The organism is Paenibacillus woosongensis (genome assembly GCF_009725165.1).
GTDB classification, from domain to species: domain Bacteria; phylum Bacillota; class Bacilli; order Paenibacillales; family Paenibacillaceae; genus Fontibacillus; species Fontibacillus woosongensis.
Genome location: NZ_WNZW01000001.1, coordinates 1,253,826 through 1,276,339 on the forward strand (window position 1 = coordinate 1,253,826; position 22,514 = coordinate 1,276,339).

Here is a 22,514-nt window from a genome sequence, read left to right on the forward strand (position 1 = left end):
ATCATTCCACCTTTGAAATCGTGTGGTTGAAAAACAAGCTGGCCGTGGGCGAGACCTTTAACGTGCTTCCCCAATGGCCGCCGACGTTGGTGACCATTTTGATGTCGGCGTACCCTTCATACCACACATTCTTTTCAAAATCTGCTTCCTGCGGAAACCAGTTATCATAAATCAACCGTTCATGATGTTTAAACGAGAGGAATTGAACCCGAAACTTGACGCGAATATAATCCGCTCCAAACCCGTCATAAAAAATCATGGACGGCTCCGGTTCCAGGTAGCCCATAATATGAATTTGATTTTCTTTCACCCAATCCACATATTCACGAATGTATCTCAATTCCGCATTGGAGTTTTGCATCTTCGTTGCAAACATGGCCTGCGCCCACGTATCATCAATCGTGCGGTAATCTACATTTAACAACAAAGCGCCAAACGTTTTTAAGTGTCCCATCCAGATGTCCACGTTCTGCTTGTTGTATTCGGGGATGGTCGCGTACAGTTCGGAAGACACTTTGCTTTCTGAAGGACGGGAGGGGGGGTACGCCATCTCGTACATCTCATTGGGAACATCGGCCAAAATGTAGGGATAGTCCGCCGCATTTTTCGGAAGATCCGTCTTGCGGAGCAAGCGGCCCCATTCATCCGTGTCGCTCTCAGAGATGTCCTTCGTGTGAATTGTCACCGTTGACGTACTGCCGTCCCATTCCACCTCTGCGCCCAGCACCTCGCTGACAAAACGCAGCGGCACAAACGTCCGGCCGTCCTTGGTTACCACTTGCGTATCTAAAGCGACCTCTTGTCCATTGACAAGCGCAATATTTGAACCGATTTGCAGTCGAATCTGCTGGCCGTCCCGTTCAATCGGCACCGATTGGCTCGGAGCTTCCCAGCCAACCTTGGCACCAAGCGATTCCGCAACAAAGCGAACTGGCACTAATGTTCGCTGGTTCTCGTCAACATAAGCTTGGGCATCGGGAAACCATATTTTTTTACCGTCCAACACCACGCTTACAAACGTAGGAGGAAGACTGGCAGCACTTGCCGCAACTCCGAACAAGCTGCTAACCAGGACGGTAATCGTCATGGCCATAAACCATTTCTTCACTCATTTCACCTCTTATTCAAGTAATCCTGACTGAACTGGTTGCACCTGTTACTACTAGCATAATGTGCATGAATCAGTCTGTCCACTTTTAGAAAGAGGAACAGGAAAGGGGCATATAGCCCTGTTTCGCAGCCGCTTTTTCACTTGTGAACGTTTCTTCTATCGGATAGGAGAACGGGCAGGTTCTGCGATAATATACTTTCATATTGTCTTTCATCGCTCCCACAATCTCCGTTGGCTTCATCACGCGGCTGCCGCCCAATGCGTAGCTGTTATATACCTTGTGTCCGATCGGAATGCCCTGCATAAAAGCTACAACGCCTACATCGGCAATCGTGTTGTGCCATTCCTCCATCGGGATGGACGGAAATGTAAACGTATAGGAAAGACCATTTCGTAGGGCGACCTCGTTATGCTTGTTGATCCGATAGGATAGCTCATCTTGTATTGCGCCCACGATGGTGCTACGACGCACTTCATTAAATAACGTAGCATCTCTTAACAACGGAATGTTGGCCTCCGCTTGAATGTCCCTGCGAAAACCCTCATGCCAACTACGAGTCGCCGCGACATACACCAGCACTTGTTCGTCCAACGTAAAGGAGTAGCTGTTGCCGCTTGAATCGGTATACGCATACGGCTGTTTGGTTCCCCAAGCCGATGCCATGACGGTATGACCGTTACGATCTGTCCATTCATCCTCAGCATAGACATAAAACCCGTCGTATCCAATGACGATAATTACCGGAATGTAACGCTGCAACACCCCTTGCGAAACCGGATCGCTGGATATGCCAAAATTGGTGTACAGCGTCCGGTAAAACGCCGTGAGAGCTTCCTCCTTGTTGACCGTTACTTGCTTGACCGACTCGTAGCGTGACTCATGCTGCTGATCAGCATTAATGATGAGTGCTTGTGCTGCCGCATCCACCGCTGCATCCATGGCAGCGTCATAACGCAGTTCGAGCAGCATCGTTTGACGCATCAGTTCCACGTCAATCTGATTGATCGTGGCAAACGGGAAAAAGATCAGCACGCCGACGACAGCCCATTCAATCCACTTCATTGCGTACCACCCCGCCATAAGGAATGAATATTTTATCGTTCGGGCTGACGGTGCTGTTCAGAAAATCAAACAAGATCGTGCCGGGCGTACGGCTCACATTTTTGACCGTGACCGTGAACGTATCGCCCACCCGCAGTTTGTACCTTCTTGACGGGTCATCTCTGGGGGCAGAGCTATCGGGAAACAGCACCGGCAAGATTTGAGCGTTGTAAAACGCATCATAATGCACTTCATACGTGCCCTGGAACGTTTCCGGCCTGGCCGGATCGTCATATACCGGCACATATTTCTTGCTCTCATGTTCCATCTGCACATCGAAATTAAGGCCCGTCGCCTCAATAGCTTGTCTGAAATCGGTATACATGGTCGGTGAAATATATCCTTTGTCACGTACCGCATCCACAAACGCCGTTGTCGCCCGCAGGACGACCAACTCAGAAATATCATCCTGCTGCTGGAACGCTGTGTAAATCGGGTAGATGTAAAGCAGCAGTACGGCAAGCAGTATCGCAAACACTTTGATATAACTGTTCATGGCATTCTCCTTAACGTGTGACGACTATCAGGCACATCAGACGCCCGTCCGTGTCACGTTCGTGCGAGACGCTGTAGCGGCCATGGAGTTGGATTCTATCAGAAAACCATTGCTCCCGATTCACCGGTGATGCGTATCGGACGCCATCCACCACGATTTCCGCATCTCCTTCTTCCAACCGCGCGATGGCCTGAAACACTTCGGTTCCCGACATCCTGCCATCACCGGACAAGGGAGACAACGTTTGCCGGATGGTCCGGTCCTGCGTCATACCTGAGAAATAGGCCGAATCGGCAAGCGTCGCGCCGTTTTGAAACAGCCATAGCCCGCTAACTACGGCGACTAAAAACAGGAGACAGGATGCACTCATCTCCAACATCGTTCGCGTTGCGTAATCCAATGGCTTCCTCCTTTCAGCAAAAGGGGGCGTCAGCTAGACAGACGCCCCTTGGCTTCATTTCATTTTCGCACCTTATTGTTGCCGGAACACGATCCCGCGAATGACGTTGCTGCGATCTAGCACCAATTGCGCCTGAAACTTTCCGCTCGGATTAACATAGTTCACATTGGCTTCATCGACGGTATGCTCCAAACGTCCAGGCGCATCGCCAACGACCGATCCATACGTGATGCTGTCCATCGGAACGCCAATGTTGATGACTTTGCCATACCACTGTCCGGTCGGGTTTTTCCCGGTGATTATTTGGATGCCAAATTGTTCCTGATCCGAAAACTTGCGCAGAGCATTGACGACTTGACTACCCGAAAGTGTCGTGTTGTCGTACACCGTAAATGCCGTCTGCGATAATTCCGTTTGGATATTGCTAAAATTGCTTTGAGCTGCTTTTGTAGAATCTTGCGCGGAAATAAACAACACGACAGCGAGGGTAATGAGCGCAATTGCGAGGAAAATGCCCGCCGCCATTACCAGCGCCTTTTGTGCATTGGACATAGTCGATCTCTCCTTTAAATGTAGAAATAAAAAACGGTCCTTTCCAACATGGAAAGCACCACTAAAGATGAATTATTGAATGCGTTGCAATTGCTCGTAGTACACCGACATTTGGTTCAAGCTAACAACAATGAGCGGAATGACCAGATAACCGAAAATAAGCGCCATCATTGGTGCGAACCCGATCATTCTGCCCCAGTCCGCCTTGTGCTCAATCAATCGTTCGTACTCCTGCTTGCGTTCTTCCTGTGCATACACGTACTCGGACTCCAAATCATCGAACGCTTTTCGAATCGGCAGCGTGCTTGCCGCCAGTTCCAGCTTTTCCACCATGCGCACGAATGGCTGAAAAGGCGCATCCTCCTTGAGCTGCGCCAGCGCCTGTTCAGCGCCTTGATCAAAATGGAGCAGGCATGTTTGCAGCGGCTCTTCGAACACGCGGGCGAACTGCTCCATCCAAATTAGCAAATGCTCTACCGACATGCGATCCATATCGGCCAGCATCGCAATGACCGCCTGCAATTGATCCACTTCATGCTTCATTTCCATTTGCCGCATCTTGCGCTGGAACAGGCGAATGCCGACCGGCGCCCAGTAGCCGACCCAGCCCGCCAAAACGGTCAATAGCGCTTGCCACCATTTGACGTATTGCCTGTCGAGTTTCTCCAACTTGCCTATAATGCGCTGTGCATCCGCGCGAAGCGCTTCATCCGAACGTTCTCCTCCGGTCTCCTTTCGCAACAGCTCCAAGAGCGACTCCTCTGTAGGCCTCACCCCCTTTACTTGTTCGATGATTCTCCGATCCAGCGCGGCTGCTTCCAGCGCTCTTTCCTGCTCCTCAGGCGTCGCTTGACCAAACAACGTATTGGCATACACCGGCGCATATAGCACTTGATGCCGATCCGTAAAATGCAAAGCTATGAATAGCCCCATTGCTGCAAGAAAAGCCATGCTTCCCGCCACGATTCGCTGGACATAAAACCATTCCAACCGTAGAGGAGAAGCCGTTTCTTTCAGTAGCTTCACCATCCGTTCCGCTTCCCTTGAGCCAGGAGCAGGACCCAATCGGTGAACGAGCCAACACATCCAGCCCCAGCCGTGCGCCCATTTCTCCCATCTCTTTCGGTTGGTGATTTTCGGCGAGGTCTCCAAGCTCTGAATATGACGAAGCAGAACATAGGAGAGCCAAACGACCCCCATCAAGCCGAGCTTTATGCTCCAACCCATCACACTGCTGTAAAAGGCGTCCATCGCCGAAAAATAATAGCTGGCCCATGCTTCAATCGGACGGGTAAACAAGAGCGGAAGCAGGGCAATAACGGACAGCCCATGCAGCAAAAAACCAAGGCGTTCCCGGCGCAACAGTTCAAAGTTTAATTCACCGGCCAATTTTCCCAATGCCTTCAAATACAATGATCCGCTATCCGTTTGTTTGTCTCCGTATTCCTTCACCAGATACGACAATCCGGCCAAACCTTTCAAATAACGGTTCGGAGCCGCTTCCAAGTATTGTTCCAGTCGTTCTTCCGCGTGGCTGTCGGTCAACACTTCAACGATTTCCTGGCCGTGCAAAGTCATTTCATACGGCGCTTCATCCGTCGCTTCGTAAATCGCTTCTTCTACCATTCCGTGTCGGTGATAATGATGACGGACATCCCCGAAAAACTGGCGTAGCTGACGCAACAATCGCATTTCCAACCGTTGTACGAATACGTCTGTTAACATGCCGTGGCAAACCCAACCGCCAATCATCAGCATGACAAGTGTAAATACATCGCGCACCCAAAGCGTGATCGGCACAGCCGCTGCAAGCAACATGCCCCAGAGCCAAAGCGCCGTCCGCATCGTCTCCAGACGCAGCTTCCACTCATCGCCCAGGTGGAGAATAACCAAACGACGACGAATGAAGTGTAAGTAGGTACGCAAGAGCGGTACACGAGAGCAGAGGGTATAGAGTTGTTGCATGCCGTTGTGCAATGCCTGCTTGTTGCTCGTTTTGGCAGGTTGGCGCAAGGCTTCATACTTTCGTGCTGCCCCGGCTTCCCCATAGCGGGACAAAAATTGAAACGCTAAGACCGCCCCAAGAAACAACAGCGTCGCTCCGCCAAGCAGCAGGGAAAGCCACTCAAGATTCATCGCCATCCCCCCAATTACACAAAAACGCCTCGAAAGCTGCCTGGTCCGGACCGGAAAGCCGCTCGGCAATCTCTTTGCGGCTTTGTTCGGACAACGGATGAACCGCAACATAACGGCCATCCCGATATTCAATGACATTTCTCGCTTCATACAGCTTTCGATCCGTGGAGCGTTGGAAGTAATCCGTCACCGTCTCCATAAACGCATCCATCTTCTCATCCAGCGTCTTCTTCTCGCGAAAGTCTGTCCGGTAAGGCACTTCCTGTGCAAGCGGTACGCATTCCGTGATGCGCTCGATATAGCGGCGACCGTCCGCATCCCGTTTTAAATGAATATCGAAGTTGATGACGCTGACCACTTGCTGTTCTGCCACCTGTTCATTGGTAAACACGCCGGTTTTGAGCAATGAATTGCGCAAGGACAACACCAAATCGCGAAACGTTTTGGCGTGGTGGGTAAACAACGTAAAAAGTGAAGCCACTTGCGCCATTTGAATCATCCAGGCCGCTACCGGGTCGGTCGCCACCTCACCCAAAATGTTGACCGAGCCGTCCGTTTTTTTCTGTATATCCAGCCCAGCCTGACCGGAGATCGTTTCAGTTTCCCGAAGGCTGAGAATATTACGATTCGGATAAATTTTGCGCAGTTGCAGTTCAAAGCTCATCTCTTGAACGCGAATCGGGAGCAGGGCGGATATATGACGCACCATGGCCATAAGCAGCGTCGTTTTCCCGCTGCCTTGCGCGCCAGTTATCGCCGTAATGCGCTCTCCCATCACAAGATAGCGAATCAGAGCAATCGGCAGTTCCGCATGTTCATCGCGAATCAACTGTTCTAAAGTGGCATTTTGCACATCAAATTTGCGCACAAAAAAAGCCCACGACTCGACAAATCGGGGGCGCAGCACCACGACTCGAGAACCGTCGGCCATTTCATTCACCTTGTATCCGGTCGTTTCGGACAACTGGCCGGGAAAATTATGTTTGTAGATGTTTTGGCATACACGCCGCAGTTCCAGTTCCGATCCAAAGGAGAGGAAACTGAGGTGAATGGATTTCCCTTCATAAAAAACCCACACACTATCATGCGCCCGCGGCACTTCGCCGAGTTGAACATCCCCTTCCCAATCCCATGTTTCTTCCCATACGGAAGGCGGCAAACCGGAAACTCCACCGGACACGCCGTCAATGCGCATATCGCGCAACTCGTCCACGACACTAAAGCCTTTGTAGTGCTGGTAAATGCGCTGCACCACGATTTGCAGTTTATCCTCTTCCGATAGCCGGACGTCTTCTTGTTCATAAATCTCGCCGATCTCTTCAGCCGTGATACGGTAAGACAGCTCCTGTTCTTCTTGGACATCCGGCTTGGGCCGATCCAGATCATAGCGGCGTATGAGTTCACTAAGCGCATGATAGCCGTGACGTTTTTTGTATACATGAAGCAAGATGTCAAACCGATCCTGATGCGACAACGATTCAGGGCGATCAAATGGGATCAACCGGTTCAGATGTTCATGATCCAACGTATAGTGCTGTGCAAGCAAATCCGTTATATATTGCTTAACATACATTTTGTCACGCAGATCGCCAGACGTGCATCCGCGCAGCGCTTTTTTCATCTCGGCCCGCTTGTTTTTCCGTCGCCGGTACTCTTCTTCTGATAGACCGTAATCCGTCAGATTGGCGCTTATCACGTCATGTAGTGCTCCTTTGACGTATTCTTCCATCGCCTTCAACGTGTACACCGGCGCTTCCTGCTGGCGTTCCGGCAAGGTTCGGCTCATGCGCAAATACAGGAACAATACGCCAATCAAGACAATGCCTCCGATCAACAGACCATGTAACACGCCCATCATATCGGGGTCTCCTTCCCGCCGAAAAAGGCATTGTGCAAACCCGTTTGTTCAGTCAACGCCTGTGCCAACGCTCGCACGTCCCGCATAAACAGATAGTTTTCATGTTCCCTCGGCACTTGCCGATTGCGATACATGTATGAAATCGCCTGCCCGTTTTGTCCATCATCCAACCACCGTGTATTGTAACTGACCGAACATGCTTGTAAGCGCCGTCCATAAGGACGCAACAAATTTTTATGGGTCAAAGATGAGTACCGATCATATTTTCCGAACACAAGCACATGCTTTTTAGTTGCGAGCATCGCTTGAAGTTCATCCATCCGAAAAAAACGATGGACAGCCAACCGATTTTGCGGGAGGCACACCACCAGCACATCCGCCAGCCGCAGTAAACCGTTGGTCCATTCCGATGAATTTCCGCTGCCGCCATCCACAAACACAAGATCATACATCCGTTTCGCCATGCTTAGCAGCGGTTCCATCCAAGGCGTGGCCATGTCAATAAAACGATCATCCGGCTTGCTTGAACCCGGCAGCAAGTCGAGCCTGTCCTTTAACAAAGGCAGCGTGTAATCCCGAATCATGTTGGGTTGCAATTTTCGGTTTTGCAGCAGTCGCAACAACGCATCTACACCCATATTGACTGAGACATCCATGTCCATCTCCCGAGAGGCATGCGTTTGATAAAAGCATTGCTTCAAGGCGATATCGTGACTTTCACAATGACCCAGCAGCAACATGTGTGCCGAATATTCCAGTCCCATGACCGAGGCAGTCGCTGCCAGATTGCTCGTTGTCCCGGTTCCCGATACCGGACTCCAAAACACGATTGTATGTCCCGTCACCGTGTCCCCTCCTCTCAATCATTTTGATCAGCCTGATTAGCGACGGAAGATGGCGCGTTCTTGGCGAAGCCGCTTCCATGCCTTGCGAACGGTTTTGTCGTCCCAATCAAACAACTGTTGTGCCATCTCCGATATGGTGCGACGATACGTTCCCGATAGTCCCTTCACATCGATTCGGCCATGATGCTGGTTTTCCAGCTCGGCGGATACATCACGCTCATCCAGCGGAAAACGAAAAACCGCTTCCTCCCAGCGAATGGTCTGCTGAGCAAAAGCGGAATCGAGATACGTCTCGGTGACAGTCAGATGAACAACGGATAGCATCATCTTGTAAAACGATACCGGTTGATTCTGCGCTTCATGCAAGCATAACCGCTGCATCAATTCGACATTTCGCTGCATGGTCAATCGGTTGAAATTGCTGCACCAGATCCGCTTGTCGTAATGGGGCAACTCCCGCCCTTTGACCATTTCGGTATGGTCGGTGTCCAGCAGCATCACATCATAATCCATGCCACTTGCTTTCTGATACAAGTATCGTTCCATCTGCGAATACAAGATAAAACCACAGGCCACGTCCACACCTTCAAACTCGTAGAGCGGGGCGCGTAATTCTTCCTGCGGCAAATATCCTTGTGTCGTTTGTGCGAGAGTGGAGTCCACCACCAGCACCTTGTAATCCATTGCGGCCAGGAGTTTGCCAAGCAATAACAGCACATGGCTTTTATCCGGCGCTCCTAAAAATACAATCTTTTTCATGGTTCCTCCTTATTGATTAAAGATTTCTGAATAATCCGGGTCCGTTTCTGACTCTGGCTCGGACGCAGGCGGTGGATCGGGCAACGTCGCTTCGGGCGATTCTTCTTCTACCACGACCGGAACGGAAGAAGGCGGCTGTTCATCTTCTCCTTGCACCGACTCTTGGTCATCCTGCTCCGGGAAACTAGGGGGCTGCGGCATTTGCTGAGCGGCATTGCTTTGCTGTGTTGCGGCCCGTTCATTCATGAGTTGTTGCTGCACGGTGACATTGCCGTACATCACCCGCATTTTGTCCGCTTCGCTCATTTCATTCAGGTTGCTTTCCAACCTTTCGCGTTGCTGACGAGCCAGCTCAGTAGAAACCTGCTCAACCAGGTTCGGGTTTTGCTCCAATAAATCCAACACCATCGGATTGGCCGGATAAGTCGCCGTCGCTGCCTCTTGCAGTCCCGGTTCGATATAGGGCACCGCGTATAATCTTGCGCCTTGCAGATAAGCATCGATGATCGCGCTTGATGTGAGCAGCAGGTCGGTTTCATTCATCTCCAGCCAAATGACGGTTCCCTCGCGATCAAGCACCTGCTTTTTGGCAAGCACAACGAAATCTTCGCCAGTCGGGAAGTTGATCCTCACATCGATATACTGTGCTTTTCCCAGATGCGACGGAAGCTGAATGATTTGAAACTCTTGTGTCCGCACATCCTTGGCAATCGGGTTGCCCTCATACAGCACAGAAGCAAGAAGCGGCATTCCCGGGCGAAGTTCAACTTTGGCGTGTTTACCGACCGCCTCTTCTTCCTTAACGATCATTTCGGGCGAAACCAATGCGGTCGGCAGGGTCATTGCTGTGACGTCTTCCGGTTCGATCTGGTCACCGGCCGGAATGGTTCGAGCCACGGTCCATACCGTTTGCAGCGATTCTTCTTTAGTCGCTGTTAACTGTTCTATTTGCCTCTCATAATGGGCGATCACTTCCTGATGTTCCTGCTGTTGTTCAGCTTGTCTCATCAAGTGAAAAATGGCAGCCGACACGAGCAAAAGAATGCCGATCAAAATGGCAGCGATCACCAGCATCTTGCGATGACGATAGGTCCAAGACATGCTCACGACTCCTTTCTATACCAATGAATTTCAACTTTCTTCCTTCTCATTGCTTTTATGCTTTGCTCGACTTCTTTTTCTTCGTTCCTCTTTAGCTGTGTTGGAACGCTCCGATTCATCTTTCGGTTCTCTGCGGTCAAAACCGGGCCTTTCTTTCATTAATCGTTCGTATTTCCGCCATTTACCTTCCGTAAAGAGCATCTCCGTCACCTCCTTGTAGGCACAAAAAAACTCCCCGGCAATGGAGAGTAAGGAATGGCTATTTTTTGTTCATGTTGCTTAAGATTATCTTCCATGTTCGCGCTGCCGCTTGCGATACCAGCTTTCAAGCAATTGGACAATAAGGTCCTCCTTTTGTTTTTCAGTGAAATTCTTAGGGAAAAAGCGATCAATGCGCTCCCGCTGAATGTGCATTTTTTCCCTCTGATTGGGCTTTTCCTCCGTCAAAATCGAGAAGATAACATCCATATTGAGCCGTCCGCCCTGACTCAGTTTCTTCATACGCAGCGCCTGTGACAAAGAAGGCGTACAGTCTTCGGACTGTATCGTTTCATAAAGGTCTTGCTGCTCTTTTTCGGCCAAGTAAGACAACTCAACAGCCGGATTAAACGCGATCCGTTTTTCATCTACCATTTCAAGAATGGAAGGGATCAAATGAGTCAAGCGAATATATCGCTGAATTTGATTGCGACTTTCTCCAACTTGATCTGCTAGCAGTTCATCGGAACGTTTTTGTGTCCCAACTTGGGACACATTTTCTTTACTTGGTCTGCCTGCCTGTCTTTTCATCGCCTCCAGCTTCATCTTATAAGCAAACGCCTTCTCGCTAGGCGCGATATGCTCCCTTTGCAGGTTGCTGTCCACCATAATAATGGTCGCTTGATCGTCGTCCAGTTCGCGGACGATGCAAGGCATCATTTCCATACCCGCCAGCTCGCTCGCCTTTTTCCGCCGATGTCCGGCGACCATCTCATAACCGCCCTCTGCCTTCGGACGTACTAATCCAGGAACCAATACGCCGTATTGCTTCACACTATCTGCCATTTCCAGCATCGCTTCATCCGCTTTTACTTTGAATGGATGATCGGGGAAATCGCTGATCTCTGACAACGGGATGTCCATCACTTTTTCCCGCTGTGCATCGGCGCGGCTCTCATCGGTCGAAAACAAATCATCGACTGTGGTCAGCTTGATGCTGGCGCGTCTGTCGTCTTTCTTTGCCAATACCCTTCACCTCCTTTGTAAATGCCGCATACGCTTCGGCTACTTGTCCGTTCGGATCATGCTTATAAATGCTCTTCCCCTTGGCGCTCGTTTCCGCCGCACGGATGGAAAGCGGAATTTCCGTTTGAAACACACGCAGCTTGTCTCCATAATCACGCCGAAGAACAAAGGAAATATCCTTGGCAAAGTTGGTCCGGTTGTCCACCATCGTCAGCAGCACGCCATCTACCAGCAACTTCGGGTTGATTTGGCGTCGGACACGGGAAATGGTTTGCAAAAGCTGCGTCATTCCTTTCGCCGGTAAATAATGCGCCTGAACCGGAATGATGACGCTATCAGCAGCCGCCAGTGCATTGATGGTCAACATGCCCAAGCTGGGCATACAGTCAATAAGGACATAATCATAGTCCTTTTTCACCTTGTCTATATAGGAGCGCAAGATCGTTTCCCTGCTCATTGTATTGACAAGCGAGACTTCAACAGCAGACAATTCGATGTTACCGGGCATTAGGTCAATCCCTTCGGGATGGTGCAAAATGCCTTTTTGGGGCGGATACGATTCTTCCAACATATTTTTAACGAGCAGTGTAGCCAAAGAAATTGACAAATTATCCGGTTCGCGGTAACCCAACGCATCTGTCAAATTGCCTTGTGCATCCGCATCCACTAGAAGAACCTTTTTACCTTCAGTCGCCAAGCCAATACCCAAATTAACAGCCGTAGTCGTTTTGCCGACACCGCCTTTCTGATTGGCAAGAGCAATCACCTTCGTCATTCGCTGTTCCTCCTTTCATGAAAAATGCCGGCTGCCTGAGAGGGACAACCGGCTCTTTGAAGAAATATCTATATAAAAAGAGAACGCCCCGATAAGGACGCTCTCTTGGATATTCTTGTTTTCAATTAAAAATCACTAGGTGAATCTATCCATTCCAAGTCGAGAACAATAGAAACCTCGATTTTATCGTTTAACACCTTATTCCTGTAGTCCTTTCCATTAGTCGTAAACGAAGCATACTTTGCAGAATACTGATAATTCAGCACTTCTACGTATCGTCTCGACATATTCCTATTACGCACTCCACATGTGTTGTGTGCGGGAACATATCCACCGGCTGCACCTCTAGTGTCCGGTAGCCACCGTCCTCCAAAATCCGCAGATCCCTTGCCAGCGTCGAAGGATTACAGCTTACATATACCACCCGCTCCGGCTTCATCTCCAGGATCGTCTCCAGCAAGCGGGGATCGCAGCCTTTGCGCGGTGGATCGACCACGATCACATCTGCTTCAATGCCCTGCTCCTTCCAGCGTGGAATAACATCCTCCGAAGCTCCCACCTCAAACGTCACATGCTTCATCCCGTTTAACTCGGCATTGCTGCGGGCGTCTTCGATCGCTTCCTTGACGATTTCTACCCCATATACGCGTTCAGCGTGCTGCGCCAGGAACAAGGAAATCGTCCCGATGCCGCAGTAGGCGTCGATGACGGTCTCTCTTCCGGTCAGCCCTGCATATTCCACCGTCTTGCTGTACAACACTTCTGTTTGCACCGGATTCACTTGGTAAAAAGAGCGCGCCGAGATCGCAAACTGGACGTCACCGATATAATCATAAATGACGTCTCGTCCCCAGAGGACGCGGGTTTCGTCGCCAAAGATGACGTTGGTCTGCTTCGTATTAATGTTCTGGCAAATGCTGACCACCTGCGGGAGCTGTTCCCGGATCAGGTTGATCCAGGCTTCGACGTGCGGAATGACCTGCCCGTTGGTGACGAGGACAAGCATCATTTCTCCAGTGCGAAAAGCCTTCTTCACGACGACATGGCGCAAGAGGCCTCGTCCCGTCTCTTCGTCGTAGGCCGTGATGCCGAGCTCGCGCCCGATCGCCTTCACGCGGGTGACGACATCGTCGTTATGCTCATGCTGGATCAGGCAGGTCTCCATGTCGACGATGCGGTGGCTGCCACGCGCATAGAAGCCGCCCACCAAGCCGCCGTCGGTCACACCAATCGGCACCTGGGCCTTGTTGCGGTAGCGCCAAGGCTCCGCCATGCCAAGCGTCGGCAGCACAACAATACCCTCGCCGCCACGCGCTGCTCCCGGCGTCTCAACGTCCTCGCTCGCCGCAGAGCCCTCCGCCGCCACGCGCAGCTTGCCGATGCGCTCCAGCGCATCGACCACGTGCTGGCGCTTCCAGGCCAGCTGGCCTGAGTAGCTCCAGTGCTGCAGCTGGCAGCCGCCGCACTTGTCGTAAATGCCGCACGGCGCGGCTACGCGATCCGGGCTGGCTTCACGCAGCTCAAGCAGTTTGGCATAGCCGTACTGCTTCTTCGTCTTCAGCACCTTCACGAGCGCCTTCTCGCCCGGAAGGGCCCCAGGCACAAACAGCGTATACCCATCTGCCCGGCCCACGCCCTCGCCGTCGTGGTTCATGCCGATGATTTCGATAACAACTTCATCGTTTTTGCTGACAGGCAGTCCGGCGATTTCTGGAGCCTGCTGCTTCCTAGCGCCACGCAAATTACCGGGACTTCCATTTTTGCTTCGTTTACTAGAGCTGCGCATACCTGTCTCGCGTTCCGCTGATCCATAGGCACGGCCCGCCGCTTCCTTCCTGCCCGCTGCCCCATTACTTCGCTGCCTCTTCATTGCTGGTATTTCACTTCTTTCTTGTAAGGTTATTCCCTCATATTTAGAAAATCCGCCAGGGTTTCCATTTCTCCACGATTCCCGGCTTTAATGCCTTCCGCTTCTGTCAGTTCTGTCAGTTTTTCCGGGCTTGTCAGGTTTGTCAGGTTTCCCGGGCTTACCAGTTCTGCCGGGCTTGCCAGGTTTGTCCGGTCTGTCGGGCCTACTGAGCCTCTTAGGTCTCCAGGCCACCCGGTCCTGCCACTTATCCTGATCTTAATCTTCTCTCATCAGGTTTTCGGGTCTTCTTGCCCTTCTTGCCTTCTTGCCCAGCCTACTCTACGCTCTTCCAGCCCACCCTAGCCCACTAACACATCAGCCTGCCGGACTCCATCATGCCACCTTCATGAAGCCGGGGCTGTTCCCCGCATCCTGCATGCTTCGGAAAACAGCCCCTCTATATCCGTCCAAATATCGACTCTTCACTATCCTATTACCTGCAATCCGCCCAGTCCGATATAGCCAGTCCGGCGCGAACGCTCTTCACCCAGCCAAGGGGTCTCCCCGACAAGCATGCAACCCCACCTGCCACTGGCCTCTTGCCCAGCCAATCCCCTAACCCGCTAACCCTCGTATTTACGCAAAAATCCGCAAATGCGACGGCAAAATCTCGAACACGCCGGGCAGCTCCCCGCCCAGTTCGCCGTCCAGGTTCAACTGAACCAGGCCCGGTGAAGTGACCTCCATCCGGGTCGTCTTGAAATAGACGACACGAGGATCACTGAAATGATCGCCGCGCAGCGCCATCGTCAGCAGGCGGATGAATTCCGCCAGATTGCATTTGCGCACCGCGATCACGTCCAGCAGGCCATCATCAATTCGCGCATCCGGCGCCAGCTTCTCAAAGCCGCCGACAGAGTTGCTGTTCGCAATCAGGAACAGCATGAACTCGCCTTCCAGCACCCCGTGCCCATCAGCACGAATGATTAGCTCCGTCGGCGACAGACTGGCAACCTTCTCGATCCCCTTCATATAATAAGCCAACTGGCCGATCATCGTCTTGAGCTTGCTGGGCACCTCATACGTCAGCTCCGTCAGCGAGCCGCCGCCGGCGATATTAATAAAGTGGCGGCCATTCACCTTGCCGATATCAATCGGCCGCGTCTTGTTCTCAATCACTAAATCGCAATAATCCTCCCAGCGCTTGGGAATTCCCATAGCCCGGGCGAAGTCGTTCGTCGTTCCCATCGGAAAGATGCCGAGCGGCGGCAAATGCTCAAGCCCTGCCATGCCGTTCACCACTTCATTTAACGTGCCGTCGCCGCCGGCCGCAATAATGATATCGTAGCCGCGCCGCACCGCTTCCGCTGCTTCCCGCGTAGCATCGCCCTCGCCTGTCGTAGCATGGCATGATGTCTCAATGCCGGCAAGATCCAAGCGATCCAGCACATCGGGAAGCAAGCGCCGCATTTCCTCTCGTCCGGAGGACGGATTATAAATCAACCTAGCTCTTTTCATGATATGAACGCCACCCGTTTATCATAATTTCATTGACCTCATTATATGCAATATTTGATCCAACATCCAGTGAGGCAAAAGCGGATGGGGAAGCAGCGCTTCTCCCGAGTAGCGATATGTCAATCCTTCCAGTCTGGAAGGGATTTCTTTCTTCGTGAAATAACCTGCGCTTAGGAATAACGGGGCGATAGCCACCTCATATCCCCGTTCTTGCCAATAACTGACCTTCTTATGCACGCTATCTGGATTTAGAAGCGCATAGTCCGTCACGGCAAGGCCGCTGATGTCTTTCACCCGTGCCGCCAGGGAGGAGATGCCTTGCTCCCAGCGCTGGCGGAAGCCGTCATGCCTGCTGCCATGGCCGACCAGCAGCAGCGCCTCCCGCTCCGGATCGCGGAACAATGGCTTGACCTTATCCCAGATCATTTGGGCAACCAGCGGGTGATCGTCTACAGGCTCGCCAAAGAACACGCGCGCAGAGAGGCGAAAATGCTCCAAATCCGTCTCCTTATCCGCCGTGTCCTTAACCCCAAGCGCATACGCAATCTCATCCACATGCGTGCTGCCCGAGGACATAAATAACGGAATGACAATCATATCGGTGACGCCAGCAAGCTCCAGCCGGTCGATCCCGTCCTGAATGAGGCGGCCATCTACGATTTCAAGGAAAGAGGCTTCCACTGGAAGCCCCCCCGGTAATCCTGCTTTGACTGCTGCGACCGCCTCATCCACCAGATTCACCCAGTGGCCGTCTGGAGAACCGTGGCTGATCACGAGCACGCCAGGCCGCCGCGGGCCGTCCGCCGAAAGCGGCTCTCGTGTAAATTCCGCCTCCTCGCTAACCAGCCCTTGCCGCAGCCCATGGTCCTGCCCTGAAGCTCCGCTTCCACCCTGCAGCATATCCAGGCTTTCCTTCATCCTTAGCGCCCCAGACGGTCAAGCGTCATCTTGTACCCGTCGTTGCCGTAATTCAAGCAGCGCTTGACGCGGGAAATCGTCGCCGTGCTGGCTCCGGTCTCCGCCTCGATTTGATTATAAGTATTTCCTTTGCCAAGCATGCGCGCCACTTCCAGGCGCTGGGACAAAGATTGTATTTCGTTAACTGTACATAAATCATCGAAAAAGATGTAGCATTCCTCGATATTCTTCAATGTAAGAATCGCTTCGAATAATTGGTCGATCGTTTTATCATTCAACTTCTTAAGTTGCACTGATTAATCATCCCCTACGGTTACTATAAACACACCTACATTGTACCTGAGCTATGGCCTGCTTTTCAAGCGTTAACGATTTCACGCATCACAGAAATAACGCCCAAAATACACAAAAGCCCACCACACCCGGGACATTCGTCTATACACACGTTATTCGATACACATACAGTGTAATATACAAACGCCTATCTCCACCCTAAATATTGAAAAAGGAAAGTGATATTATGCCTCATTACTATCCTCCCCATCGAAGCGTAACGCCCTCTACCTATACAGATTATTATCCCGGGGTTATTCCGTATGAGCCGTCGCTTACGAATACAGCGGAAGCTTCCGCGCTTGTTCCTTATTCACCACCACAAGCCGCGGCGGGAGCAGCAGCGGCGGGCGAGAGCGCAGTACTGCCGGCCGCCGCTGCCGGAGCCGCAAAGTCCGCCGGGGGCTTCTCTCTCCCGAACATCGGCGATCTCAAAGGCATGATCGACAAGCTCGGCGGGATCGACGGCATACTTGCTACGATGGGGAAAGTGCAGAAGGTCATGCAAACCGTCCAGCAGTTTGCGCCAATGGCTAAGCTGATTACGGGTCTTCTCCCCGGCGGCAAAGGAGCCAGACCCAAGGGGGCCGGCTACAAGTTGGACGAATTCAGGCCGCGACGCCGCCGGCGGAGCAATAGAAGCGGCAGGAAGAGCAGCAGGAAAGGCAATAAGCGCTCCTCCTCCCGTATACACAACGGAAAAGCGAAACGCCGCCGCTAATTCTTCAACCCGCACTAGATTATATTCGGGGCCGCAGAGCTGTCGAGAAGTCTCGGCAGCTATTTTTTCTTATCCCATTCATAGCTATGAAATAGGGGCACCCTTCTTTCTTTCTCGCCTTCAGCTAATAAAGACCGAAGGGTGCCTATCAAATCGGCTGTTCTCGCTATTTCCGGTAATCTGCGGTAATTTCTGTACTTTTCCATATGCGCCATCGTCCTTCTCTGCCCGCTTAAGGTTCGGGCGTGTACCGTCTATCAATCGGTTCTGTAATCATTTTTCGCCGTGGTGCTTCGACCCGCTGACTCCTTCCCGGAGACGCAACTTTACCTGGATAGAAATTCTGCGTTCTCCTTTTAGGTTTCAATCGGTAATTCCGCTGCACCGGTGCTGCCTGATATGGCCGAGAGGGCTTGAGCGTTCCGAAGCCGGCCTGCCTTACAGGTCTTTTCAATAGCTTCTGTTTCGCTAATCTCCTAGACTTCTTCAGTCTTGATTGCCGCTTCATCCGCGTTTTCTTCATACCGTAAATACGCCGACGCCGTGGCGGATGCACTTTATGCACGGGCTGCTGCTTCTCGACATGCTGCAGAGGCGGCTGCGCAGAATCCTCGGGCTGAGCTGGCTCTTCATGTTCCAACCGGGGGGTGGACGGCCACGTACCCGCCTTTTTCTCAAGCGGCACTACAAAGTGCGATTCAGGCAATCTCCACGGTGTCAGATTAAGATATTCTTGGTACAGAGCGTATCCTGGGGACGCTGGATCCCACCATTTCGCCTCGCCGGCAAAATGTACGATTTTATGATTGAAATCTTGATCCGGATTACTGAAGCTAAAGGTGTTAAATTCCCCGCCAAGCTGTAAATAGTTGCTGCCGAAAACGTGATTGAGTACATCCTGGTCCGGCAGGGTTGTGCTGGGATGCAGCCGGAGGAAATCCTTCATCTTGTCATACCATTCCGGATTGTGGCGAATATTGTCCAGTCCAAATACGATTACACCCGAATTGAAGTAATTATCCGGATTTAAACCTAAGGGTGGAAGTATGTCGATGAGTCCTGCGACGCCTGGATCTCGGGCCGCCGCCAAATAGTAACCGTTCAAATCGATATTCCATAACTCTTGAATATCCAGATTTACCAGCACATCGCAGTCCAGATAAATAACTTTTCCGATATTGGGGAGAAAAGGCAAGAGCAGACGGTACATGCTCCCCCGGGTCCATGTATTAACTGATTGAGCGCCCTCAACAACTTCGGCCAAGTCAGGAGGAAAGACGACAGAGTAGAAATTGACCGTATGATTATAATGTGTAACCAGTTGTTTAATTCTTAGCTTGTTCTCTTCGGTCAACGACTCATCATGAAGAATATGAACGTTAACTTGTGAACCTGTATGGAGGAAGACTGATGTAAGAACGACAGCGGCATGTTCAGCATAACTTCCATCCTTATCCGTAAATGCTAAAGCCAATTCAACCATTTACATTTAACACCTCTCCCTGGTTTTTAGACAATAACGCAGTTCACGATTGCCTTACTCGTTATTATCAGGCCTCTTGGCCCCTTCATGCTTAGTGATTATGCGTAGATAGCTATTGTTCGGAACTAGGGATATCATTGTCGACTTGCAGCAGTCTGCTTATCTCCTCTTGCAGATCATCCTTCAGATCTCCACGATGCCTAGTAATAGCGAGAATAGCCTTAAGATAGCCAAGCGGGTCTCCAACATCATGCCAGCGGCCGTTGATCTCGCAAGTATAGACTGCTTCCTTGGTCAGGAGCCTGTTCAACGCGTCGGTGAGCTGAATTTCACCTCCTACGCCGGGCGGCTGATTCTCCAGAATATCAAAGATAGATGGCGTAAGAATATAACGGCCTACCATAGCCAGACGCGAAGGCGCCGCACCTGCCTGGGGCTTCTCGATTAATTGAGTAACATAAGCGAAAGCATCAATTAATGGCTTGGCATCTACAATCCCGTATTTGGATACTTTATCTTCGGGAACCGTTTGAACTCCCAGAATGGAAGTCTGGAATCTGTCGAAGCCTTCGATCAACTGCTTCAGTGCCGGAGGCTCTGACTGGAAGAAGGTATCTCCCAGCAGAACAGCAAAGGGCTCTCTACCAACAAACTTTCTGCCCAGATGAATCGCATGGCCCAGCCCTTTCGGCTCGGATTGGCGGATATAATGAATGTCTGCCAGACCAGCAAACTCTCTGACCTTGCGAAGCTCTTCAAACTTTCCCTTCTGTTCCAGGATGTATTCAAGCTCATGTGCCGAATCAAAATGGTCCTCGATAACCTTCTTCCCTTTGCCGGTGACAATCAGAATCTCCTCGATTCCAGCCGCTGCCGTTTCCTCGATAATGAATTGAATCGTTGGTTTATCAATAATCGGAAGCATTTCCTTGGGGATTGCTTTGGTTACTGGAAGAAGCCGTGTTCCGAAGCCTGCTGCTGGTATGATCGCCTTACGAATCTTCAAGTGGTCCTCCTCCTTTATAGTGCAGTTGTATATGATCTCATCGTATGCCAGAAAAGCAATTGTATAGTGGACATCTATCTAATCCGGAAAAAAATAATTGAATGCCCGTCCAGCGCTACAACAAAAGACGGTCATTTCCCGCCTTAATTTGGGTAATGACCGTCTTTGGAACTGAACTATAATTGATGTTCATAAATGCTTCAGAACTTCCTCCATTACTTGAACCAGCCCCGCCGCATAAAACTGAGTACCATCCAGATGCTGAGTACGCCCATTAGGGTAAGCACGCCATAATAGCCATAGTGCCACTCCAGCTCACGCATGTTCACGAAGTTCATCCCGTAAATACCCGCTATCAGCGTAAGCGGCATGAACACTGTCGTAATAACCGTCAGCGTCTTCATGATGCCGTTCATCCGGTTGGAATTGAGCGAAATATAGGAATCCCTCAAATCGGCCGTCATCTCACGGTTGCTGTCAATCATTTCCGACAGCTTCAGCAGATGATCATAGATGTCCGAGAAGTGCACTCTCGGCTCCTTCTCTCCCTGGATATGCTGAGAGTTCAGAACGCGGTACATCAAATCCCGCATCGGTACGATCGTGCGCCGCAGCTTGAGCAGACGGCTCCGCAGCGTAAACACTTGATTCAGCAGAACCTCCACTGACTCACGGCCCCCCAGCTTTTCCAATTCATCCAGATCGTCCTCAATGGAATATACACACGGAAAATAATTATCCACCAGGCTGTCGATGATCATATAAGCGGCAGCATAAGGCCCCTGGGACCAGATTTTGCGGTTATGCGTCCCGCTCAGCATGTTCTCCCATGCTTGGTCCACCTCGTTTAGCGGCTTCTTGTGGTAAGACACAAGGTAGCTGCTGCCGATGAACAAATCAACCTCTACCGTGCTCAAGGTGTCCGGATTCATCGCGTGCAGAACGAGAAATTGATAATCCTCATAATAATCCAGCTTCGGCCGCTGCAGGACGTGCAGGCAATCTTCAATAGCCAGAGGATGGAATTCAAAGAAGGAAGCAAGCAGCTCCGATTCCTCTGCCGACGGTTCATTGAAGTCCACCCAGCACCAAACATATTGTCCCAGACGGACATCTTCCAGCGATAGATCCGCCTTTACTTTATGATCTCGCGTAACGCCCATGATTCGCAGCATGCTCCGCCCTCCTTGCCCGCTTCCGTATTTATTATCATTTATCATTTGTCGCCAAACATAATCTATAAAAAAAAGCCAACCCTCGGCATAAACCCTAAGTGATTGGCTTTTTCGTTACAATCTAGAACAGTATGATATATATTAGCCCGGCAAGGACGGCTACAATCGGAATCGTAATCACCCAGGCGATGACGATTCGTCCGGCAACTCCCCATTTAACCGCCGAGAAGCGTTTGGCTGATCCTACACCAAGGATCGCGGAAGTAATGGCATGTGTCGTGCTCACCGGCAAATGGAATAGCGTGGCGCCGAAAATAACCGATGCCGCCGACAGATCGGCCGCGAACCCGTTAACAGGCTCAATCTTGAATATTTTCGTCCCCATCGTCTTGATGATCTTCCAGCCGCCGACCGATGTGCCTAGTGCCATCGCTGTTGCTGCCGCGATCTTAACCCATAAAGGTACATCCATATTATCCTGATAATTGGCTGTAACCAGGGCAAAGGTAATAATCCCCATCGCCTTCTGAGCGTCGTTGGTACCGTGCGTGAACGCTTGAATGGCCGCCGTAACGACCTGCATCGAGCGGAACCCTTTATTGACCGTATGCGGGCTGCGCTTCGCAAATACCCATTTCAGAATCATCATTACGACATACCCCATTGCAAAAGCAATCAGCGGAGAGAATATAAGTCCTTGAATAATCGTCGTAAACCCGCCCCAATTCAAGTTCTCCGAGCCGGCGCCAACGAATACCGCCCCGGCAAGAGCACCGATCAGAGCATGCGAAGATGAGGAAGGGATACCGAACCACCAGGTAACCAAATTCCATATAATCGCGGCGAGCAATGTTGCGACAAGGATCTCCAGACCGTTATCCAGCTTGGCCGGATCGGCTACGCTTCCGCCTATCGTCTTTGCCACGCCCGTAAACATCATGGCTCCCACGAAGTTCATGATGGCAGCCAGCATAATCGCCGTACGCGGCTTCAGCGCACGCGTAGACACCGAGGTCGCGATCGCATTGGCGGTATCATGGAACCCGTTGATGAAGTCGAAGGCCAGCGCCAGAAAGATGACAATCAGTATGATGATTAAACTCGTATCCATAGTCTCATTTATTGCACAGATCGTTGTATTTGTATATCATC

At 51.2% G+C, this 22,514-nt stretch carries 22 protein-coding genes; 1 reads left to right on the plus strand and 21 read right to left on the minus strand.

Features of this window, described 5'->3' with window-relative positions:
* Position 1 precedes the first annotated feature (1 nt).
* From GNP95_RS05810 to GNP95_RS05890, 17 genes are all read right to left on the minus strand, one after another.
* A complete protein-coding gene (locus GNP95_RS05810; RefSeq protein WP_007130988.1) occupies positions 2–1,108 on the minus strand; it encodes a copper amine oxidase N-terminal domain-containing protein in 1,107 nt (368 codons plus the stop codon).
* An 88-nt stretch (positions 1,109–1,196) separates the two neighbouring features.
* Positions 1,197–2,174 carry a hypothetical protein gene (locus GNP95_RS05815; RefSeq protein WP_155609861.1) on the minus strand — a complete coding sequence of 326 codons (978 nt, stop codon included), beginning with the start codon at positions 2,172–2,174 and terminating at the stop codon, positions 1,197–1,199.
* The gene (locus GNP95_RS05820; protein WP_155609862.1) at positions 2,161–2,709 is read right to left on the minus strand and encodes a hypothetical protein; all 549 of its coding nucleotides are present in this window, start codon (positions 2,707–2,709) and stop codon (positions 2,161–2,163) included. Before GNP95_RS05820 ends, GNP95_RS05815 begins: the two co-directional genes overlap by 14 nt.
* Positions 2,710–2,719: 10 nt before the next feature.
* On the minus strand, positions 2,720–3,109 hold the full coding sequence (locus GNP95_RS05825; RefSeq protein WP_155609863.1) for a hypothetical protein: 390 nt from the start codon (positions 3,107–3,109) through the stop codon (positions 2,720–2,722).
* Positions 3,110–3,181: 72 nt separating this feature from the next.
* Positions 3,182–3,661, minus strand: coding sequence for a hypothetical protein (locus tag GNP95_RS05830; protein WP_007130992.1), 480 nt, complete (start codon positions 3,659–3,661; stop codon positions 3,182–3,184).
* A 72-nt stretch (positions 3,662–3,733) separates the two neighbouring features.
* Positions 3,734–5,797, minus strand: coding sequence for a hypothetical protein (locus tag GNP95_RS05835; protein WP_007130993.1), 2,064 nt, complete (start codon positions 5,795–5,797; stop codon positions 3,734–3,736).
* Positions 5,787–7,655 carry a P-loop NTPase family protein gene (locus GNP95_RS05840; protein ID WP_155609864.1) on the minus strand — a complete coding sequence of 623 codons (1,869 nt, stop codon included), beginning with the start codon at positions 7,653–7,655 and terminating at the stop codon, positions 5,787–5,789. The genes GNP95_RS05835 and GNP95_RS05840 overlap by 11 nt, the downstream gene beginning before the upstream one ends.
* Positions 7,652–8,500 (minus strand): hypothetical protein, encoded by an 849-nt coding sequence (locus tag GNP95_RS05845; protein WP_244996819.1) that lies wholly within the window; start codon positions 8,498–8,500, stop codon positions 7,652–7,654. The genes GNP95_RS05840 and GNP95_RS05845 overlap by 4 nt, the downstream gene beginning before the upstream one ends.
* A 36-nt stretch (positions 8,501–8,536) precedes the next feature.
* Positions 8,537–9,259 carry a hypothetical protein gene (locus tag GNP95_RS05850; RefSeq protein ID WP_155609866.1) on the minus strand — a complete coding sequence of 241 codons (723 nt, stop codon included), beginning with the start codon at positions 9,257–9,259 and terminating at the stop codon, positions 8,537–8,539.
* A 9-nt stretch (positions 9,260–9,268) separates the two neighbouring features.
* The gene (locus GNP95_RS05855) at positions 9,269–10,360 is read right to left on the minus strand and encodes an SAF domain-containing protein (protein WP_155609867.1); all 1,092 of its coding nucleotides are present in this window, start codon (positions 10,358–10,360) and stop codon (positions 9,269–9,271) included.
* 30 nt (positions 10,361–10,390) lie between these two features.
* A complete protein-coding gene (locus GNP95_RS05860; RefSeq protein WP_155609868.1) occupies positions 10,391–10,561 on the minus strand; it encodes a hypothetical protein in 171 nt (56 codons plus the stop codon).
* Between the two features lie 84 nt (positions 10,562–10,645).
* A complete protein-coding gene (locus tag GNP95_RS05865) occupies positions 10,646–11,584 on the minus strand; it encodes a ParB/RepB/Spo0J family partition protein (RefSeq protein ID WP_007131636.1) in 939 nt (312 codons plus the stop codon).
* Positions 11,532–12,359 carry a ParA family protein gene (locus GNP95_RS05870; protein WP_007131635.1) on the minus strand — a complete coding sequence of 276 codons (828 nt, stop codon included), beginning with the start codon at positions 12,357–12,359 and terminating at the stop codon, positions 11,532–11,534. Before GNP95_RS05870 ends, GNP95_RS05865 begins: the two co-directional genes overlap by 53 nt.
* Before the next feature lie 268 nt (positions 12,360–12,627).
* Entirely contained in the window at positions 12,628–14,229 is a 1,602-nt protein-coding gene (gene rlmD / locus GNP95_RS05875) for a 23S rRNA (uracil(1939)-C(5))-methyltransferase RlmD (RefSeq protein WP_155609869.1), read from the minus strand.
* A gap of 615 nt (positions 14,230–14,844) precedes the next feature.
* Positions 14,845–15,726 carry a diacylglycerol kinase gene (locus GNP95_RS05880; protein WP_155609870.1) on the minus strand — a complete coding sequence of 294 codons (882 nt, stop codon included), beginning with the start codon at positions 15,724–15,726 and terminating at the stop codon, positions 14,845–14,847.
* Between the two features lie 21 nt (positions 15,727–15,747).
* Positions 15,748–16,644, minus strand: a complete 897-nt coding sequence (locus GNP95_RS05885) for a sirohydrochlorin chelatase (RefSeq protein ID WP_230873674.1) — start codon at positions 16,642–16,644, stop codon at positions 15,748–15,750.
* A 2-nt stretch (positions 16,645–16,646) separates the two neighbouring features.
* Positions 16,647–16,937 carry a YerC/YecD family TrpR-related protein gene (locus tag GNP95_RS05890; RefSeq protein WP_148456330.1) on the minus strand — a complete coding sequence of 97 codons (291 nt, stop codon included), beginning with the start codon at positions 16,935–16,937 and terminating at the stop codon, positions 16,647–16,649.
* 206 nt (positions 16,938–17,143) lie between these two features.
* Here GNP95_RS05890 and GNP95_RS05895 point away from each other — a divergent pair, with 206 nt between their 5' ends.
* Positions 17,144–17,698, plus strand: a complete 555-nt coding sequence (locus tag GNP95_RS05895) for a hypothetical protein (protein ID WP_230873675.1) — start codon at positions 17,144–17,146, stop codon at positions 17,696–17,698.
* 232 nt (positions 17,699–17,930) lie between these two features.
* Here the strand turns inward: GNP95_RS05895 and GNP95_RS05900 are convergent, their stop codons facing one another.
* The 4 genes from GNP95_RS05900 to GNP95_RS05915 all read right to left on the minus strand — a co-directional run bounded on the left by GNP95_RS05900 (position 17,931) and on the right by GNP95_RS05915 (position 22,473).
* Positions 17,931–19,181, minus strand: a complete 1,251-nt coding sequence (locus GNP95_RS05900) for a glycosyltransferase family 8 protein (protein WP_155609872.1) — start codon at positions 19,179–19,181, stop codon at positions 17,931–17,933.
* A gap of 112 nt (positions 19,182–19,293) precedes the next feature.
* A complete protein-coding gene (galU, locus tag GNP95_RS05905) occupies positions 19,294–20,187 on the minus strand; it encodes a UTP--glucose-1-phosphate uridylyltransferase GalU (protein WP_155609873.1) in 894 nt (297 codons plus the stop codon).
* 215 nt (positions 20,188–20,402) lie between these two features.
* The gene (gene corA, locus GNP95_RS05910; protein WP_155609874.1) at positions 20,403–21,362 is read right to left on the minus strand and encodes a magnesium/cobalt transporter CorA; all 960 of its coding nucleotides are present in this window, start codon (positions 21,360–21,362) and stop codon (positions 20,403–20,405) included.
* 121 nt (positions 21,363–21,483) lie between these two features.
* Positions 21,484–22,473 (minus strand): inorganic phosphate transporter, encoded by a 990-nt coding sequence (locus tag GNP95_RS05915; RefSeq protein WP_155609875.1) that lies wholly within the window; start codon positions 22,471–22,473, stop codon positions 21,484–21,486.
* Positions 22,474–22,514: the final 41 nt, after the last annotated feature.

What these genes read in the sequence shown, in the direction of transcription:
- GNP95_RS05855 (WP_155609867.1), bottom strand. Translation starts at nt 10,360, where the DNA reads ATGTCTTGGACCTATCGTCATCGCAAGATGCTGGTGATCGCTGCCATT.
- GNP95_RS05900 (WP_155609872.1), bottom strand. Translation starts at nt 19,181, where the DNA reads ATGGTTGAATTGGCTTTAGCATTTACGGATAAGGATGGAAGTTATGCT.
- GNP95_RS05840 (WP_155609864.1), bottom strand. Translation starts at nt 7,655, where the DNA reads ATGATGGGCGTGTTACATGGTCTGTTGATCGGAGGCATTGTCTTGATT.
- GNP95_RS05815 (WP_155609861.1), bottom strand. Translation starts at nt 2,174, where the DNA reads ATGAAGTGGATTGAATGGGCTGTCGTCGGCGTGCTGATCTTTTTCCCG.
- GNP95_RS05850 (WP_155609866.1), bottom strand. Translation starts at nt 9,259, where the DNA reads ATGAAAAAGATTGTATTTTTAGGAGCGCCGGATAAAAGCCATGTGCTG.
- GNP95_RS05835 (WP_007130993.1), bottom strand. Translation starts at nt 5,797, where the DNA reads ATGAATCTTGAGTGGCTTTCCCTGCTGCTTGGCGGAGCGACGCTGTTG.
- GNP95_RS05830 (WP_007130992.1), bottom strand. Translation starts at nt 3,661, where the DNA reads ATGTCCAATGCACAAAAGGCGCTGGTAATGGCGGCGGGCATTTTCCTC.
- GNP95_RS05870 (WP_007131635.1), bottom strand. Translation starts at nt 12,359, where the DNA reads ATGACGAAGGTGATTGCTCTTGCCAATCAGAAAGGCGGTGTCGGCAAA.
- GNP95_RS05880 (WP_155609870.1), bottom strand. Translation starts at nt 15,726, where the DNA reads ATGAAAAGAGCTAGGTTGATTTATAATCCGTCCTCCGGACGAGAGGAA.
- GNP95_RS05915 (WP_155609875.1), bottom strand. Translation starts at nt 22,473, where the DNA reads ATGGATACGAGTTTAATCATCATACTGATTGTCATCTTTCTGGCGCTG.
- GNP95_RS05820 (WP_155609862.1), bottom strand. Translation starts at nt 2,709, where the DNA reads ATGAACAGTTATATCAAAGTGTTTGCGATACTGCTTGCCGTACTGCTG.
- GNP95_RS05860 (WP_155609868.1), bottom strand. Translation starts at nt 10,561, where the DNA reads ATGCTCTTTACGGAAGGTAAATGGCGGAAATACGAACGATTAATGAAA.
- corA (WP_155609874.1), bottom strand. Translation starts at nt 21,362, where the DNA reads ATGCTGCGAATCATGGGCGTTACGCGAGATCATAAAGTAAAGGCGGAT.
- GNP95_RS05885 (WP_230873674.1), bottom strand. Translation starts at nt 16,644, where the DNA reads ATGAAGGAAAGCCTGGATATGCTGCAGGGTGGAAGCGGAGCTTCAGGG.
- rlmD (WP_155609869.1), bottom strand. Translation starts at nt 14,229, where the DNA reads ATGAAGAGGCAGCGAAGTAATGGGGCAGCGGGCAGGAAGGAAGCGGCG.